This is a genomic window from Steroidobacter denitrificans, from assembly GCF_001579945.1.
Lineage (GTDB): Bacteria > Pseudomonadota > Gammaproteobacteria > Steroidobacterales > Steroidobacteraceae > Steroidobacter > Steroidobacter denitrificans.
In genome coordinates this window covers 1,653,825-1,670,849 of the sequence record NZ_CP011971.1, presented here as the reverse complement: position 1 = coordinate 1,670,849, position 17,025 = coordinate 1,653,825, and the positions used below count along the sequence as shown (strand labels likewise).

The window sequence follows — 17,025 nt, the reverse complement described above, 5'->3', positions numbered from 1 at the left end:
TCCCCGTTCTGTTCCTTTCCGCAGCGCTCCGAAGTAACCGGCATGCGCCCGCAGACCGAAAGATATCAGCTCTGTCGAATAAAGTGGACACCGTATGATCCCTCTTTCGGGCGGCCTTTCACGGACCGCGGCACCTGCCACAACACCCGTTCGACGAGCCCGGCCTGAGAAAGCACGATGCGTTTACGGAACAGGTGTTTCGCCTGCATGCTCGATAACATGCCGCGGCTCGTTCATTCAGTCGTGCGGCTGAGCTACATCATCGATTGTTTCCTCAATGGCGAAAATGAACTGACGCACACTGTCTTCGCGCATCGAAGTATCCTTGTTCGGTAATCCTGTGACTTCGATGGCGCCGATGGATGAGCCACGCTCACCCGCGGTGGTGGCGAGAAATTCGTGCAGGCGTTCATCGCTTTGTACATTGACTTGCTCTGCGGCAAGATCGAGCGCCTGACGCACCACGTCAGAGGCCATGAGCGCGACGACGTCGCTGAAGTGCAGCGTCACGCTCTTGATCGTGCGATAGATCTCGCTTTCCTCGGTTTGAAGTTCGCCTTGATGGATGTTCTTGCCTTCAAAACATACTGCAATGCCAAGTTTGCCGACGCCTGAAACGCCGCCGCGCCAGACGCCCAGCCGGTGACGATAGGAAAGATCAAAGCCGGTAAGGTTCAAAATCAGCGGACTGTCGGCGTCTTCGAACCGCGTAATGACGCGTACCGATCCGAAATGATCACCGAGAATTTCCGGCGCCAATTGTGCCAGTGCCTTGCCGAAGGCGATGTAGGCGGTGCGGAAACTTCCCGTCAAAGACGTGGGTTCGCCGGACCAGACGCTCATCAGCAACGCGGGGGGGATCAGCACGTCGATACCCGAGGCGTGTGCGGATACGACCGTGCGCGGTGCGAGTTCCCGAGTGGAGAATTCGCTCGCGACGTCGGTCAGTAGACCACGTTTGTTTAAATTGGCCTTGAACGTGTGTTCAAGCCTCGACAGATCGTAGCCTTCGGACGCCGCGAGTACATTCAAATCGCTGCGCAACGCCCGCAGCCTTTTATCGTCCACGTCCTTTGCGATCTGGCCGTCGACGCCGGGTTGAAACGGCATCGGCGCCGGACAGGACGCCGTCTTGAACGTCGGGCCGGGATTCGCTTCGAGCAGCAGGTAGGCCGCCTCGATCGCCTCGGCCTCGGCGAGGCCGTAGCTGCAATGCTTCGCGAATTCGTCCATCGCCGCAAACATGGCTTCCTGCGCCTGTTCATGCAGCGCCTGTGCGAGCAACGGTTCGATCAGCTCGATCATGTAGCGCGCAGCGAATGCCTTCCGATATTCAGCGACGGCATAGCCGGAACGCGCAATCGGAATGAAGTTCTCGGCGGTTCCAGGCTGACGGTATTCGTATACGAGATAGTCGACACCCAGACCATCCGGGTCGTTCCAAAAGTCCGCCAAGCGGCGATCGATACCCGCCTGACCCTCATTGACCCAGACATCGAGCCAGTCCTTGGGATCGAGCTTCCAGCGACGCCGCGTATAGTTGCGATAGCCGTTCCAGAAATAGTCTTCATACCGCGCCCACGCGCTCTCGCCGAAGGCGTTGAGCGAATAGTCGAGCACTCCGACCATGCCCATCATCGGGCCCATGGCGGCTTCCCAATTCGCAGCAAGCCAGGCGCGGCCCAACGACATCGATGAACTCAACGTCGCAACCTTGGCGGCGCGATCGCCGCTCTGCAGCGCATTCGACATGTTGTAGAAGAGGTTGACCGTATCGACGCCGACGCTCGCTGCATTCAGCGCTTGCGCCATGCGGGCGCCGAAATTTCTTCCCGTCTTCATGTCGCTCAATACGCGATTGACACGCTGGGCGTTGAACGGCCGACCCTGCAGCGCTTGCAGTCGTTGTGTCGCCGACAAGGCCAAGGCGCGTTCGATCGCCTCGGCCTTCGGGACGCCCAAGGCATTGCCGTAGTCGGCGACACCGTAGAGATTGGCGTACCACGACACGTTCTGATTGATTTCGCTCCAGATCGTCGCCAGTTCGGCGCGGATGAAATCACGGCGTTGCATGCGATCCTGCAAGGCGGCATAGTCCTTGGCCGAGTAGAGCAGCGCCGATGAATCGCAACTCGCGGTCTGTGCATTCGCCGCCAATGCGCCGAGGGTCAAAAGCAACGTCGCTGCCGCCGTCGAGAGGCGAGGAAAGGCGCTCATGAGCAATCCGCCGTGATGAGGTGGAATACAAACTCCGGGTATCGGCACCGCCTGTGGAAACTTGATCTATTTACGACTGGGATCCGCGTGTGCAATTCGAAATGGATCAAACCTCCAGCTACCCGGTTGCGATCCGTTCACGCCGCAAGATTTGTGCCGGATTCGGCCTCATCTCCGAACCAGCGAAGGCAGCCGCGCGGATGCCGGTTTCATCACCGGGCTGATGGCGGACAAGTACCTCTACCATCTGCAGCTGTCGGGATCACACACGTGAAATGCTGGAGCCATGCGCGCCGCGAGATCGTTGCAGCGCAGGCGTCGCCAGCGCAAGAAAATCCAGCAATGACTCCCGGTCGAGCGCCCGGCTGAACAGAAATCCTTGTCCGATCTCGATACCCAGCGCCCGCACCCGGTTTAACTGATCGATAGTCTCAATCCCCTCGGCGACGATTTTCATCCCCAGTTCGTGCGCCAGGCCGACTATCGCCTGTACGACCTTCTCGACGCGCCGGTTGCACAATAAAAGCGATGTGAAGGTTCGATCGATCTTGAGATGATCGACCGGCAGATCGGCGAGCAGGCTCAACGACGAATAGCCGCAGCCGAAGTCATCCAACGCGACGATGACGTTCCGCTCCGAAAGGCGCTTGAACAGATCCACAACCTCACGGTTATTCGCTATCAATGCCGATTCCGTCAGCTCGACATCGAGCTGTACTTTTCCGGCAGGCCAGTCCGTGCATAGATCCAGGATGGAGAGCGGCCCATCTCTACCGCGCAGCTGCACCGGAGAGATATTGATCGCAATTCGCCGCACGTCATGACCGCATTGCAGCCAATAGGCGCTATCGGTTGCTGCGCGTTCGAATACCCAGTGGCAGACTTCGTGGATCGCGCCACTTCTCTCCAAGATCGGCGTGAACACTGCCGGGGCGATCCATGCGCCACTCTCGCTGCGCCAACGCAGCAGCGCCTCCACCCCTTGGAGTTCGCCGCTATCCAATCGAAACTTGGGCTGGTAATGCAAATTCAAGCGCCGTTCGGCTACGGCCTCAAGTAATTCCCGCTTCATCCCGGCCGTCCCTCGCCGCCAGTGGCGCGAGTAGCCCATCTCAGTAAGCTCGTGCGGCCGCTCGTGAAACGAATCTCGGCGGATCGCTTTGCAGGGCATCCGGGATCCTGCATGGCACCCACCAGCCACAGCGCCTGCGCCGCCACACTGCACAAGCTGCCGATGCCTCCTCTTGGTCGAAGAACTGTACTTTCAAAGCCATCTCCCGTCGATCAAGACGCGGTTCGCACGATGCCGCTGACGCTGCCGACATCGGCGTGGATCGCCCTGTCAGTGAGTTGCCACCATCGCTTCGTGTCGGCGCTTCAAGGCGGCTAGACAACGAAGCGCCGTACGTCCATCCCAACTCTGTGGGCACATGCCTTTGGCCCATTCACCTCGTAGTACGCCCTGCACATTAGCGGTGAGTAAATGCGATGGCACCAGGCGATTGGTTCCCTGCATTACAGTGATCGGACGCTCCGTATTCTCTCGCAGCGTCAAACAAGGAATCCCCAAATAGGTCGATTCCTCCTGGACCCCTCCAGAATCGGTAATCACCAAACGCGCCGCGCTCACCAGCGCCATGAACTCCACGTAGCCGAGGGGCTCGGTGAGTCGCAGGCTGGGATTGGATTCGAGCGAAGCCCATAACCCGAACTCTACGAGTTTCTTGCGAGTCCGCGGATGCACCGCAAATAGCAGAGGTAGATATGCCGAGGTCGAATGCAGCTGTGTCACGAGGCTTACCAGCGTTTCGCGCTGATCGACATTCGACGGTCGATGCAGCGTTACGACGGCATATTCTCCTCGCCGCAGGCCGAATTTCCGTGGACCTGGCGCCGCTTCGATCTGCGGCCTCATCATCTCGTACGAGTCGATCATGATATTACCGACACGATCGATACGTTCCGGTGCCACGCCCTCGCGAAGCAAGTTCTCGTCAGCATCCGGCGAGGGTGTCCACAATACATCCGAGATCGCATCTGTGACCAGCCGATTGATTTCCTCCGGCATACGTCGGTCGCTGCTGCGCAGTCCTGCTTCGAGGTGTATCACCGGAATCCATAGCTTTGTTGCTGCCAATGCGCAAGCTATAGTCGAGTTGACGTCACCAACGACGATGGTCCAGTCGGGTCTTGACCGTCTACTGCAAATTTTCTCATAAGCGACCATCACCTTCGCCGTCTGTTCCGCATGTGTGCCACTGCCGACTTCGAGATGAAAGTGTGGATCCGGCAATCTTAGATCCAAAAAAAAATTTTCCGACATATTGCGGTCGTAGTGCTGTCCCGTATGGACGATCCGCGCGTCGATCCATGGCTGTTCCGCCAACACATGGTACAGAGGCGCGATCTTCATGAAATTCGGTCGCGCCGCAGCGATCAGATGAACACGACAATTCATCGGTAGTTTGCCAAGGTGAAAAAACTCCGATTGCGCGCCATGATTGAACAGCGAAGGAGGACCGGAAGGAAGCCGTTGGATTTCGTCTACGGCAGGCGATGCAGAGCAATAATGCACTCCAGCGGCGGTTTAATGAATCGCACTGCGTTCCTCCCGCTTCCGAGAGCGCCAGAATTTGCCGGTCAGACTCGCGACGGTGTCGCGCAACATGGCCGGGTATAGCGGGCTACCCACCGGCGATAGAAAGACGTACTCGCTATCATGGACCCTTAAGAGACGCGGCCGGGCGTTATCCAGATATTGCTGTAGCATTTTCAACAACACCGGACGCAGTTCGATACGCCGGTTTTGTGACAACAGCACCCTCTCGTTCAATACGAGATCGCGTAGTTTCAGGGCCGCTATGTCGCGAGCCTCCAGACCGCAGCTCAGCATCAAGGCAACTATCATCTGATTGCGCGATGTCAGCGCGAGTTCCAGACGGCGAGCTTGACGCGGCGGTATATGGATCTTCGCTCGCGTGGTCCACCAATTGCGCATGCGCCGTCCTTGCATGGGATCGTCGTCGCGACATCCAACATCTTTGAGCCAGGCGTAAAAACGACGCATCGTACGCCGCCGGCGTACAGCAAGTGTCGGCGAACGAGCGAGTTCCTTGCTCAGATAGCGTACAAGAGCTGTGTCCGTAACATCGACCAAAGATGATTTGGAGTGACGACCGAGCCATCGTTCCAGATTTAGTAGATCCAGACGATGCGCGGCACGTGTCGCGGCGCCGATGTGGTACTCGACGACAAGCACATCGAGATATCTCTCGATCAGCGTATCTGTCAACTCACGCCAATCATCCGCAGCCGTTGAGTACGGCCTCCTCACCATCGTCCGCGGCTCCTTCGCTGCGGCAACCATAGGGACGTTCATGACCACAGAGCACCTGGTTTCGCCAAATGCTTGGGTAATGTCGATATCGATCGTTTCGATACCATGATGTCAGATGTCATTACCGCCTCCGAAGAATTCATCTGAAGAGTTGGTCAGCTTCCGTTAATAGCCATTATCTGATCGGCAGCGATTTTTTGCTTCTGATAAGGGTTCGATTTGACGGTATTACCCATAGTGCACAATAAAGAATTCCTGCCACAATTGACTCTCGAAATTGATTCTCGAGGCGCCCCTTGTAACGAACAACCGCATTCAATGTGGATGAAATCCGCCGCCTAGTTCTCAATGGTGCTCGAGGTTGGCCGGGAGGCCTGTACCGCAGGCGAATATGTTCGCAGCTCACACCGCAAGCGCACCATGTACTCTGCTATCTCGAGGCAGCTGTGCAGCGCTTCCTCCAGGCACAGCCGGTTGCAGCGCCCCAATGTCGATGCCTCCAGCGCGAGATCCAGGTTTCCTACCGCCACGTTGAGTGCGTCGTTGATGTCGTGCATCAAACCGCACATCATCTCGACGTCCATCTGTCCGCTCGAAATCACTTTGCGTCCTCCTTGTTTATTGACGCCGGCACATCTGCCAACCACTTACACTGAGCTTTCGTCCTGGCTTCGCCTTGAGATCAGACCGCTCATCTCCGTCCTTCACCGAGTACAGGTTTCTCAGGGCGGTATGAGATCCATCCGCGCGGCGACCCGGGCGAGGAAATCCCGCATTTTCTGCTGTCCCGTATCGCTCAGTGCTATGTATGATCGACGGCGATCGGATAGGTCGGGAAAGCGCTCTACCAGACCGGCAGCAAGCAGATCATCGATCCTCCTTAGTGCAGTGGTCACCGGAACTTTGGATGCCAGGCAAAGACTGGTCACCGCAATTCGCTGGCCCGTCAGTTTTGCCAGCATCAGCTCCACCAGCATCTCCCAGGCCGCGTCGGGCAGTAACGCCTCTCCAAAGATACTGCTCCGTGCTTCCTGCAAGGCCACCAGGTAACGCAGCGACTCTTGGTGCTGGGTGCGATTCTGCATGTAGGACTTCATGTCGGCACTCGCTCGTTCGGCGCCGATTGCCGCAGGCACCGTGTCCTTCGTCATCGAACCGGAAGATGCTCCCTGAGTGATCTTGCCTAGCTCCATTGCCAGCGAGCGGGCGGCTTGAGCAAGAGAGAGTAACTGTTCACCGCGGAGCGCACCGGCATACTCGGAATGCAAGCTCGACGAGTGACTCTTCTGTGTTGCCAGGCGAACAGCTGCCAGCAGGTTCTGCGGCAATACCGGCTTGAAGATATAGTCGATCGCCTCCAGACGCAGCGCCGATACCGCGGTATCGACCGACGCCTGCCCCGTCACGATGATGAACTGCAGCCATCGCCGTTCGACGAATTGCTTGCGCACCCGTTGGATGAAATCCAGCCCGTCGATCTCCGGCATGCGCAGATCCGTGATGATCACCTCGATCTGCTCATGCTCACGCAGGGCGGCGAGCGCGGCATTCGCATTCTGAAATGCGAGGCAATGCCGATCGGCCGGTATAAGTATTCTACGCAGAAGACGCAGCGAACGCGGCTCATCATCGACCAGGAGCAGCCGTGGAGCGGCCGGAGCAGGCTGATGAACTCGGCCGATCATTGCCGGCCGGAGAGCATCCCCTCTGCTTGAGTACAAATCGGTCATGATTTTCCGAAACGACGTGGCACCGGCACACAATCCTGGGTTAGACGGAGTCTTGACTCATCCTGCGCGTTCGTCTTAGGAATCTATCCATTCCATTTCCACTTTCGTGAAACTTCTGTTTCAATCTGGATGCAATACGGCGGCTGGAGCAGCGCTGCCATGGCCGGCAGCTGTCAGGGGCAGGTTCGCCAACCACGGCGTCGGCGGTTCGCCGCCTCTCAAGCGCAGGTGGCAATGCCGGCGATGGTCGATCCATCATGGATCGAGTGGCTTTCGAGCTTGAACCGATGTGCGGGACCGCTGCCTGGAGGGACGCGGCGCAACTTCGGACAGATGCCCGCCTCAAAAGCCGCCCGCAGATGATTCATCTGGCGGTGGATCGAGATGAGGTAGGGATTCGTTCCATTGCAGACTCCTTCGATCCAGCGATATGAACCGCCGAAGACGCTGTCCAGGCGCGCGCTAAAAGCGGTATCGACGAACGCCGGTGTCGCCTTCAGGAGTTCTTCCGCCGATCGACAGGCGCTGCTATCCCTGCCTGCGAGCCCTGCAATGACAAGCTCCGGATAGAGCCTGTCGCGAATTTTTTCCAGGTAGCAGCGGTCGGCCATTTGCGCGAGCAGGTCCGCAGTTCCCAGTAAATGACCCAAGGTACGCTCGGTGGCATCCGCTGTATCGATCTCATGGCTCGCTCGCTCGTTGCCTGTGTAATGAACCAGTTCGAGCGCTGCCGGAAACCGCGGCGCCAGATCGATTTCTTGAAGCACGCCGTCGAGAACTCGTACGCTGCGGGAAACGTGGATCCGGGTCAGCTCCGCCCCATGATCCACATGAGATTCGTCGGTCCGGCGCAAATAGCCTGCATCGTGGAACAAGGCGCACAGGATACCGAATAGCGCACCGCCGGCACCGAGTCTTTTATTCGCCGTCACATGAAGATCATGTCCGATCAGCAACCGGGTCATGCACAAACACACGTCGAGCGAGTGCTGTAGATCGTGGTAAGGCGTATCCAGTGGCAGATAGCGTGGATCCAGACCGGAAATGTAACGCTCGAACAGTGCGAAGGCGGCCGCCAATCGCGAGTGATCGAAGTTCGGCCATACGGATCTGCACAATGTTCCGATATAGTTTCGGACCGCGGCAGGGCACGTAACGTTCACCTCCCCCATCACGTCGAGTTCATTGCTCCCAAGCGGTCGGACGGGAGAACTTGGCTGGACAAGTTTCAACGGCGGATCCCAGGTCCATGATAGAGACCTCGGGCGAGGCCGAGTGCTACTTTTACATGACGGTGATCTTGGTGCCGGGCGATCGGATTCGAGTTGAATGCATTGCCTACGTTGTAAGGGCGCGGCGTTGCGGCAGCGATGACATCGCCGTCTTCTCAGAATAGAGAGTACGAGGGTTTACAGCACAATCTCAAGGCATTTCAGGCAGCTGAAGCGTCCGTCCGCACAGTGTCTTGTACATATTGCGGGTACGCAACGCTGCTTCGACGTATGCTCGTACCTCCTGGGTCGTGGCTTTCTTCGATAGTACGGCATCCGCGCCGGCATCCAGCAGATCGGCCCGTACTACGGGGTTATCGATCTGAGTGATTGCGATGATGGGTGTCAGGCGCCATCGCTCGTTCGATTTGAGCCAACGAAACAGCTCATCTCCGCGCATACCCTCCATGATAAGATCACAGACGATGACGTCCGGATCGATACTCTCCAAGCGACCGCGGACTTCGGCAGCGTTGGCGGAAAAGACTATTCGGCGATCCTCCCGATGCAACATTGCCGCGAGCGTCAGCCGGGCGGTCGAATCATCGTCGATGATCAGAACGATCGGAATTTCTTGCGGCGGCACACTGCGCGAAAATGCCACGGCATGATTACCTGAAAACCGAACATTCGATTCGATGTGATCCATGGAATGCCTCTGCGCGAAATGAATGCTTGCAAGCCCGGGTCGATGAAAGCCTAACTATAATGGGATCCGTACGCCGGTCTCGACAAGGTGCCGGCGATTCGCATCCATTTCGACTCTATCGGCCGGAGACGGCGGCGGATCGCGTCGATGCCTTCGAGAATACGCATGACGGGTCGCCGGAACGGACGGTGCGCGGATAGAGCTGCTCGCCGAGTTTGGCGAGAAATCCGCTCACGAGAGCGTGCCCCTTTGGCGTCAGATCGACGAAATGACGCCTCGCATCCTCAGAATCCGGAGTACGAGCAATGAATTCGCGCTCGACGAGATTGTTTACTCTCCGCAATAAGGTTGTTGCTGATACATTCGATCCGGATACCATCAATCCGGATACCGAGAGCCGCTGACCGCGGCGCTGAGCGCTGGCCAGTTCCATAAGCATATCCCAGGCCGCCTCGTCGAGCCTCTCGCGCACAATACATTGCGTTCTTAATTCGCGAAAAGTGTCCATCGTCTGCAGCAATGGCACAGGCCCGATCGGACTGGAGCCCGTTGACGAAAGCATGTTCTCGGCCGATGCGAGCCTCTGCAGATGTGCAGCCAGATTCTGGGTACGGCGGATCAACTCCCCCAGGTCAGGTGCGCCGCGATCCTGCAGCCGATCAGTCGTCGCGCGCTGTTTGACACGCCCGATCGCTTCCACGATCTCCGCCGGAGTCGTCGGTTTGCTCAAGAAGTCGCATACGCCCAGGCGCATCGCCTCGACAACCATCTGTATGGATGGCTGCGCGGTTACCAGCAGCACGTAGGGTGTAGGTCGATCGAGCGCCATGACGTGCTGGACGAACTCCAGCCCGTTCATTTCCGGCATGTAGTAATCACTGAGAACCACCGTGATCTGCGGCTTCCGGGTCAGAGTTGCGAGTGCCGTATCCGGATTGGTGCTCTCATGACAGACATGCCCGGCTGACGAAAGGACTCCGCTCAGAATCCTCAGAACTGTGGCATCATCATCAAGAATGAGTATATTTTTCATGTAGTAACTCCCCTTAGACTGAGAATACGACCCGTTACGCCATCCAGGCAGCAGGTGCTGCCGGCACTGGAATCCGGATCGGATTTCCTTGTTCTTTCATCTCCATGTTGCAGTGCTCTTCAATATTGCAGTGTTTCCTTTTTTCTCATTGCATATCCTCTACTTATACTCAAAGATCAGGAAATCACCTCAGCACGGTTCGTCCGCTGTTGGGCATCTCTGGTCAAACAATGGAAGACCTCTCATGTTGACGGCGCGGAATTGTTCCGCGATCACGCGCCTTGGAATATGAACCGTTTAACAGATCCAAACTTGCTTGCGCGCACGGTAAGCGGTACAGCCGCCAGTTTCGCCAAAGTCGTTCTGATTCGTACCGCGTTAGGCGTATTTGCAGGCCTTATCCTGTACCTCCTTGAAATATGGACGGCGGAAGACGCGTCATTGGTGCTCGACGCTCCACTGGCCGCCTGTGTGGTTCTTGTCATGCTCATCGGCGTCATCGCTGGCCCTTGGAGCGCCTTGGTCGCGGGGCTCACCGCCGCGGCGCTCAGTCCGCCCGCCATCTGGCCGACGTTCACCATTCTGCTTGCATGTCCAGCCGCGGCTGAAATCCTGAGACGCGGCAGTTACCCGCAGATCGCGACGGCAATTCTGCTGACACCGTACATGCTGGCGGCCTTGTGGAATCCATCTGGATTCAATCTATCTTCCAGCCTCTTGGTTGGCAGCGGCGCCGTTTGCGTCGCAACCCTGGCGCTATTTCTGGTGCCGCGCCGCTGGATGCGCCTGAAACGCCGACTACGACCGGGTTGGCGCCAGATGACTTTCATGGCAGTGGTCGGCAGCAGTGTCGCGACGGCGGCATTACTGATAGCCGGCCGTGAATTCCCCTTGCACGCCGGCAATGAAGCCCTTGCCATGGGTGCGATACTATTGACGGCGCACATTCTTAGCGCCATTGCCGCGCTGCAACTATCGCGCGCAATCGGCAGCATCGTCTCGAACGAACAGGGCCGGCGTGGAAGAGCTAAAGCCTGCTTGCCAAGTGAAATTTCGCTGGCGCTCGGCACCCTTGCACGGCGTGCAAGGCGAGCAGCGCGGGCCGAGCGGTCGCTGCGCACGACGACAACGCACTATCACAACAGCCTCGAACAATGTCGCAGCAAGCTAGCCGCCGGCGTGCATGCGCTGCGACGACAAAACGTCATTGCACAGCAGCAAACCGTTACTCTGGAGCGGCTTCGCCGCGAGCATGACCTCGTGCTGGCGCGTTGGAACGCCATTATCGACCGGGCACCGGAAGTCACGATCATTGCGGATCGTCGCGGTCGAATCGAATACGTCAGCCGCGCAGCCTCGAACTGCCTTGGATATGATCTAGATGGACTGATAGGACAATCGGTCGACCTGCTGGCACCGTCCTTTCAGATGCTATCCCACCCGCTGAGCATCGCCGGCGATACGACCGATCCGTCAGCCGGACCGCGTATTCTCGCCGTCCAGTCCACCGAAGCGCCCGTGCAATGCGCGGACGGCAAGAACCGCGAATTCTCCATCACCGTCCGTGAGCTTACCGCCGAGGGAATGCTCGGCTATGCAATTCAACTGCGCCACGGCGGCACCACCCGCCGCGGCATACTGGCCCTGAAGCGTGCCGAGACATCCATGGATGCCGCACGACAGCAGCGAGATGCGTTCATCAGCGCCTTGAGCCACGATCTTCGCACTCCGCTGCATGGCTTGATCGCCACACTCGATATGCTGCGGGAGGAAGCGCTGTCGGTGGAAGGCAAGAAGCGCCTGCAGATCGCCCGTTCCGCGGGACGCTCGCTGCTGAAAATCGCCAACGATGTCCTCGATCTGACGCGCATCGACGGCGGATCGTTCTCGCTCGATAACCGGCCATTCGATCTGCGCCACACCATCTATCAAGTCGTCCAGGAATCGCAGGATTGGGCAAGGCGGCTCGGCCTGTTGTTATCGGCCGACATACAGGAGAATATCCCATCGGCTTTCATCGGCGATCCGGAACGCATCAAGCAGATCCTCACAAACCTGGTCAGCAACGCCTTGAAATTCACGTCGTCCGGCTCGGTTCGAATCAAGGCGTCGTACGATGGATATCGTTGCACGATCGATGTCATCGATACCGGCCGCGGGGTGCCCCAGGATAAGTACGATACGGTTTTCGAGCCATTCGTGCAGGACAATCCTTCCAGCAGGGATAGAATCGCCGGCGCAGGACTTGGTCTCGCCATCTGCCGTGGGCTCTGCAAGATGATGGGAGGCAAGATATCGCTGCTCTCCAGCGGACCCGCCGGTTCGACTTTTCGCGTAGCGTTGCCTTTGGAGATTTCCGATGAACCCGTTCCCGATGAACAGAGCCAGCGGATATTCCGGAATCCGACCGGACGAATTCTGACCGTGGACGATCACGCCGCGAACCGGTATGTCGTGCAGGCGATGCTGGAAACCATGAAGTGTCCCGCCACGATCGCCTCATCCGGTGCGCAGGCGTTGGAACTCGTGCGGGCACAATCATTCGATATCATCCTCATGGACTGCTGCATGCCGGAAATGGACGGCTATGAAACTACGAGGCGCCTCAGGCAGATCCTGCCGACTCGCATTCCGATCATAGCGATGACCGCAAACGCCTCGGAGGAGGATCGGCAGCGCTGCCTGGAAGCGGGGATGGACGATTTTCTTCCCAAGCCCTTCGGGCGGCGTGCCCTGAACGATATGTTATGCAAGTGGTTGGAGCCGCACTCCAAGCTGCAGGCGCTGGCGCTGGAGGCGACGCTGGCGACGCTGCCCGCCGTCGATGCAAGTATTTTCGACGAGCTGTGGAAGAATCTGCAATGGCAGAGTGCTCACATGCGTCGAATCAGCGACTCCTTTATCCAGACCATCCGAGCGGTTTGCGCAAGCCTCGAGCGATTCGATCAGGCCATGTTACGGCGTGAGCTGCACACGCTGCTCGGCTCCTCCGGAATGATCGGAGCGCGCCGCATCGAACGATTGGCCGGTGAGTTGCAGATGCACATACACGCTGGCCGTCGAGAGGAGGCTCAGGCGTTGCAGCGGCTGCTCGAAGCCTCAGCGGCGGAATTTGAAGGTGAATTCGTTGCGCGGCAGGCTTCCGACTGATGGTACACACCTGAGGGATCGTCAATAGATCCGTCCTGAATCCTTTCCACCGCCAGCCGCGCCTTGTATCCAATATAAAGGCATGGAGTCACAGCAGCGTCGAATAGCGAGCGAAGGGATCCATGAATGCGGCCGCCTATCCACGCGAGGTATTGGCAACGTGCGCGCCGCCGCTCGTCGTGGATCTCGACGGTACCTTGTTGCGTACGGATCTGCTTTTCGAGATGGGTGTCGCGTTCGTCCGTCGCCGGCCCCGGCGCTGGGTTCATGTGGTGCCCTGGATGCTCAAGGGCAAGGCGATTCTGAAGGCCAATCTGGTTCGCGAAACCGATATCGATGTGAGCGCGCTGCCGTATGACTCCGCCGTCATCGATTTGATTGAAACCGGCCGGGCGCAGGGACGTCGCATCGTCCTAGCGACCGCAAGCCATCGTATGCTTGCCGAGCGGATCGCTGCACATTTAAATCTTTTCGACCAGATTCTTGCTACCGAAGGCACCATCAATTTGTCGGGCGAGCGCAAGCGGCGCGCACTGGTGGAGGAGTACGGCGTCGGCGGCTTCGATTACATCGGCAACTCGCATGACGACGTTCCCGTATGGGCGGCGGCGCGGCAGGCGTGTCTCGTAAATCCCCAGATCGGCGCCGAACGGCGCGCCCGCATCCAAGGGAATATCAGCCAAGTGGTTCGCTCGAATTCCGCCTGCGCCGGCGATTGGATGAGAGCATGCCGCCTGCACCAATGGTTGAAAAACCTGCTGATCTTCGTACCCCTGATGGCCGCACACGAACTGACTGATCCCGCACAGCTTCTACAAGGTGCTCTGGCCTTTCTGTGCTTCGGGATGTGTGCGTCCAGCGTCTACATACTCAACGATCTGCTCGATCTGGCCGACGACCGACACCACCGCACGAAGCGTTTGCGGCCCTTCGCGGCCGGCCGCCTGTCGATCAAGAACGGTTTGCTCGTATTCCCGCTGCTGCTCGCCGCGGCTTTTTCCGTAGCATGGATTTTTCTTCCCTGGCAGTTCACAGGTGTGATGGCGGCGTATTACCTGCTGACGCAGGCTTATTCGCTATCGTTGAAGCGGCGCATGGCGGTGGACGTCATCGTGCTCGCTGCCCTCTATACCATGCGTATCATCGCCGGTGGCGCGGCGTTCACGCTGCCGCTGTCGTTCTGGACGCTCGCGTTTTCGACCTTCATGTTTCTCAGCCTCGCCCTGGTCAAACGCTATACGGAACTACACGAAGCACACCGCAAAGGCTTGCTCGAGAAAACACGCGGACGGGCCTATTTCCCCAGTGATCTTTACATGATCGCCTCGCTGGGTGCCGCCTCGGGCTACATGGCCGTCATCGTGCTGGCGCTATACATCCACGAGCCGGAAACCGCCCTTCTGTACGAGCGCCCTCAGCTTATCTGGCTGTCCTGTCCATTGCTGTTGCAGTGGATCACCCGGACGTGGCTGATCACCTATCGGGGGCAGATGCACGACGATCCAGTGATATTTGCGGTTCGTGACCGGGTCAGCTTGGTGATCGGTGCGCTGTTTTCGCTGGTCTTCTGGCTTGCTGCATGAGCCGCGCCCTCCACTCCTGGGGGTGCTATCCATACGCGCCCCAGACCGGCCATGTGTGTCATTGGCAAAGCGATGTGGCAGCGCACGCCGGCAACATCGTTCGCTTGCGCGGCAGCACGCTACCCTATGGCAACGGTCGCAGCTATGGAGACAGCTGCCTGGCATTCACCAGTCAAGTGCTGCACATGCGCGGGCTCGATCGTTTCATTCAAGCGGACTGGGTCAACGGCCTGGTGTGCGTCGAAGCGGGCATCACACTGGCCGAGATCTTCGCTATCACCCTGCCTCGCGGCTGGTTTCTACCGGTGACGCCCGGTACCCAGTTCGTGACCTGTGGCGGCGCCATCGCCAACGACGTGCATGGCAAGAATCATCACCGGCGCGGGACCTTCGGAGCGCATGTACTGCGCTTTGGCTTGATGCGCCATGGCGTCGAGACAGTGATCTGCTCACGCGACGAGCATCCCGATCTGTTTGCGGCGACGATCGGCGGTCTCGGCCTGACCGGCGTGATCGTCTGGGCGGAAATCCGCCTGATTCCGGTCCGCTCGAGCCAGATCGAACGCACGGTGATGCGTTTCGGGGAGCTGGCCGAGTTCTTTGCGCTGTCCGCGGAACGGGATGCTCATCACGAATACAGCGTGGCCTGGATCGACTGCCTGGCGAAGGGCCGGCGGCGAGGCCGCGGTGTGTTCATCGTCGGCGATCACGCTCAAGAGGGCGAGTTGACCGCCGCGGTGCCATCGCGATGGTACATGCCGGCCACCCCTCCCTTCTCCATGGTCAATGAGCTCTCGCTGCGAGTGTTCAATGAAGGTTACTGGCGCGCTCACCCGGCGCGGCGCACTCGAGACCGGATCGGAATGCAACCCTTTTTCTACCCGCTCGATCGCATCCTGCACTGGAACCGCATTTATGGGCGCCGGGGGTTTCAGCAATACCAATGTGTGATTCCCGAGGGCGCCGCCAAGGATGCATTGGGCGAGCTGCTGCGTGTGATCGCCGATTCAGGCCAGGGTTCCTTTTTGAGCGTGCTCAAGCGCTGTGGCGAGATCGTTTCACCCGGCTTGCTGTCGTTCCCGCTGCCCGGGGTCTCCCTGGCATTGGATTTTCCGCACAACGCCAGGCTCGAGCTGGAGCTGTTTCCGCGGCTCGACGCAATCGTCCGCGCGGGGGGTGGGCGTCTGTATCCCGCGAAGGATGCGCATATGAGCGGCAAGGATTTTCGATGCAGTTATCCGCGATGGGAGCAGTTGGAAGCTTTGCGTGATCCGGCGTTGATGTCCCGATTCTGGAAACGAGTGACCGCGGTATGAAACGCGTGATGATTGTCGGCGCGACCTCCGCGATCGCCGCTGCGTGTGCCCGCCGCTGGGCGGCCCAGGGCTGCGAATTTTTTCTGGTGGCGCGTAACGCCGAGAAGCTCGAACGAATCGCGCACGATCTCAGGGTGCGCGGCGTAGGTGAAGTGACGCTGCACACGATGGACGCCACGGACCTGAAGGCTCACCCGACAATGTTGAAACGCTGCATCGATACGATGCAGCGTATCGATGTCGCGCTGGTTGCATACGGAACGTTGCCGGATCAGTACGCCTGCGAGCGCGATGTGAGTACCGCCGTGCAGGAGTTCAACAACAACGGCGTCTCGGTCATCGCGTTGCTGAGCCTGCTGGCCAATCGGTTCGAAGCGCAGGCCCATGGCACGCTCGCAGTGATCTCCTCCGTCGCCGGCGATCGCGGCCGCCCCTCCAATTATCTTTATGGCGCGGCGAAGGCGGCGGTGTCGGCCTTCTGTGAAGGACTGCGGGGGCGCCTGTTCAGAGTGGGTGCACACGTCATCACCATCAAACCCGGTTTTGTCGACAGTCCCATGACCGCGGGTCTGAAATTACCCAGATTACTGGTCGCAACGCCCGATCAGGTGGCCCGGCGCATCGTATCCGCTATCGAGCGCCGGGTTTGCACCCAGTACACGCCGGGCTACTGGGCATTGATCATACTGATCATCAAAAGCATCCCGCAACCGATCTTCAAGCGGCTGAAGCTCTGATG

Annotated in this window: 13 protein-coding genes; 4 read left to right on the top strand and 9 right to left on the bottom strand. The window is 58.7% G+C overall.

The features are described from left to right. Positions 1-237: 237 nt before the first annotated feature. The 9 genes from ACG33_RS07545 to ACG33_RS07505 form a co-directional block, all read right to left on the bottom strand. Complete coding sequence (locus ACG33_RS07545; protein WP_066920071.1) at positions 238-2,217, bottom strand: hypothetical protein; 1,980 nt, start codon at positions 2,215-2,217, stop codon at positions 238-240. A 262-nt stretch (positions 2,218-2,479) separates the two neighbouring features. Further along, positions 2,480-3,289 (bottom strand): EAL domain-containing protein, encoded by an 810-nt coding sequence (locus tag ACG33_RS07540; RefSeq protein WP_210399215.1) that lies wholly within the window; start codon positions 3,287-3,289, stop codon positions 2,480-2,482. Between the two features lie 270 nt (positions 3,290-3,559). Beyond that, a complete protein-coding gene (wecB, locus tag ACG33_RS07535; protein ID WP_066920068.1) occupies positions 3,560-4,675 on the bottom strand; it encodes a non-hydrolyzing UDP-N-acetylglucosamine 2-epimerase in 1,116 nt (371 codons plus the stop codon). Positions 4,676-4,804: 129 nt separating this feature from the next. After that, the gene (locus tag ACG33_RS07530) at positions 4,805-5,509 is read right to left on the bottom strand and encodes a tyrosine-type recombinase/integrase (protein ID WP_066920066.1); all 705 of its coding nucleotides are present in this window, start codon (positions 5,507-5,509) and stop codon (positions 4,805-4,807) included. A 383-nt stretch (positions 5,510-5,892) separates the two neighbouring features. Next, complete coding sequence (locus tag ACG33_RS07525) at positions 5,893-6,156, bottom strand: hypothetical protein (protein ID WP_157071701.1); 264 nt, start codon at positions 6,154-6,156, stop codon at positions 5,893-5,895. Positions 6,157-6,276: 120 nt separating this feature from the next. Next, a complete protein-coding gene (locus ACG33_RS07520; protein ID WP_066920061.1) occupies positions 6,277-7,239 on the bottom strand; it encodes a response regulator in 963 nt (320 codons plus the stop codon). A 263-nt stretch (positions 7,240-7,502) separates the two neighbouring features. After that, positions 7,503-8,363 (bottom strand): hypothetical protein, encoded by an 861-nt coding sequence (locus ACG33_RS07515; RefSeq protein WP_066920054.1) that lies wholly within the window; start codon positions 8,361-8,363, stop codon positions 7,503-7,505. 343 nt (positions 8,364-8,706) lie between these two features. Further along, the gene (locus tag ACG33_RS07510) at positions 8,707-9,159 is read right to left on the bottom strand and encodes a response regulator (RefSeq protein ID WP_210399214.1); all 453 of its coding nucleotides are present in this window, start codon (positions 9,157-9,159) and stop codon (positions 8,707-8,709) included. A gap of 160 nt (positions 9,160-9,319) precedes the next feature. Continuing rightward, complete coding sequence (locus ACG33_RS07505) at positions 9,320-10,237, bottom strand: response regulator (protein ID WP_066920050.1); 918 nt, start codon at positions 10,235-10,237, stop codon at positions 9,320-9,322. Between the two features lie 288 nt (positions 10,238-10,525). Between ACG33_RS07505 and ACG33_RS07500 the strand changes: the two genes are divergently transcribed. The 4 genes from ACG33_RS07500 to ACG33_RS07485 all read left to right on the top strand — a co-directional run bounded on the left by ACG33_RS07500 (position 10,526) and on the right by ACG33_RS07485 (position 17,023). Continuing rightward, positions 10,526-13,387, top strand: a complete 2,862-nt coding sequence (locus tag ACG33_RS07500) for a response regulator (RefSeq protein WP_083536552.1) — start codon at positions 10,526-10,528, stop codon at positions 13,385-13,387. Between the two features lie 122 nt (positions 13,388-13,509). Further along, a complete protein-coding gene (locus ACG33_RS07495) occupies positions 13,510-14,970 on the top strand; it encodes a UbiA family prenyltransferase (RefSeq protein ID WP_066920033.1) in 1,461 nt (486 codons plus the stop codon). After that, entirely contained in the window at positions 14,967-16,286 is a 1,320-nt protein-coding gene (locus tag ACG33_RS07490; protein WP_066920032.1) for an FAD-binding oxidoreductase, read from the top strand. Before ACG33_RS07495 ends, ACG33_RS07490 begins: the two co-directional genes overlap by 4 nt. Beyond that, positions 16,283-17,023 (top strand): SDR family oxidoreductase, encoded by a 741-nt coding sequence (locus tag ACG33_RS07485; RefSeq protein ID WP_066920031.1) that lies wholly within the window; start codon positions 16,283-16,285, stop codon positions 17,021-17,023. The genes ACG33_RS07490 and ACG33_RS07485 overlap by 4 nt, the downstream gene beginning before the upstream one ends. Positions 17,024-17,025 lie beyond the last annotated feature (2 nt).

Excerpts from the sequence above, each read along its gene's own strand:
- ACG33_RS07485 (WP_066920031.1), top strand. The coding sequence starts at position 16,283 with ATGAAACGCGTGATGATTGTCGGCGCGACCTCCGCGATCGCCGCTGCG.
- ACG33_RS07500 (WP_083536552.1), top strand. The coding sequence starts at position 10,526 with ATGAACCGTTTAACAGATCCAAACTTGCTTGCGCGCACGGTAAGCGGT.
- ACG33_RS07495 (WP_066920033.1), top strand. The coding sequence starts at position 13,510 with ATGAATGCGGCCGCCTATCCACGCGAGGTATTGGCAACGTGCGCGCCG.
- wecB (WP_066920068.1), bottom strand. The coding sequence starts at position 4,675 with ATGAATTGTCGTGTTCATCTGATCGCTGCGGCGCGACCGAATTTCATG.
- ACG33_RS07540 (WP_210399215.1), bottom strand. The coding sequence starts at position 3,289 with ATGAAGCGGGAATTACTTGAGGCCGTAGCCGAACGGCGCTTGAATTTG.
- ACG33_RS07545 (WP_066920071.1), bottom strand. The coding sequence starts at position 2,217 with ATGAGCGCCTTTCCTCGCCTCTCGACGGCGGCAGCGACGTTGCTTTTG.
- ACG33_RS07490 (WP_066920032.1), top strand. The coding sequence starts at position 14,967 with ATGAGCCGCGCCCTCCACTCCTGGGGGTGCTATCCATACGCGCCCCAG.
- ACG33_RS07505 (WP_066920050.1), bottom strand. The coding sequence starts at position 10,237 with ATGAAAAATATACTCATTCTTGATGATGATGCCACAGTTCTGAGGATT.
- ACG33_RS07520 (WP_066920061.1), bottom strand. The coding sequence starts at position 7,239 with ATGATCGGCCGAGTTCATCAGCCTGCTCCGGCCGCTCCACGGCTGCTC.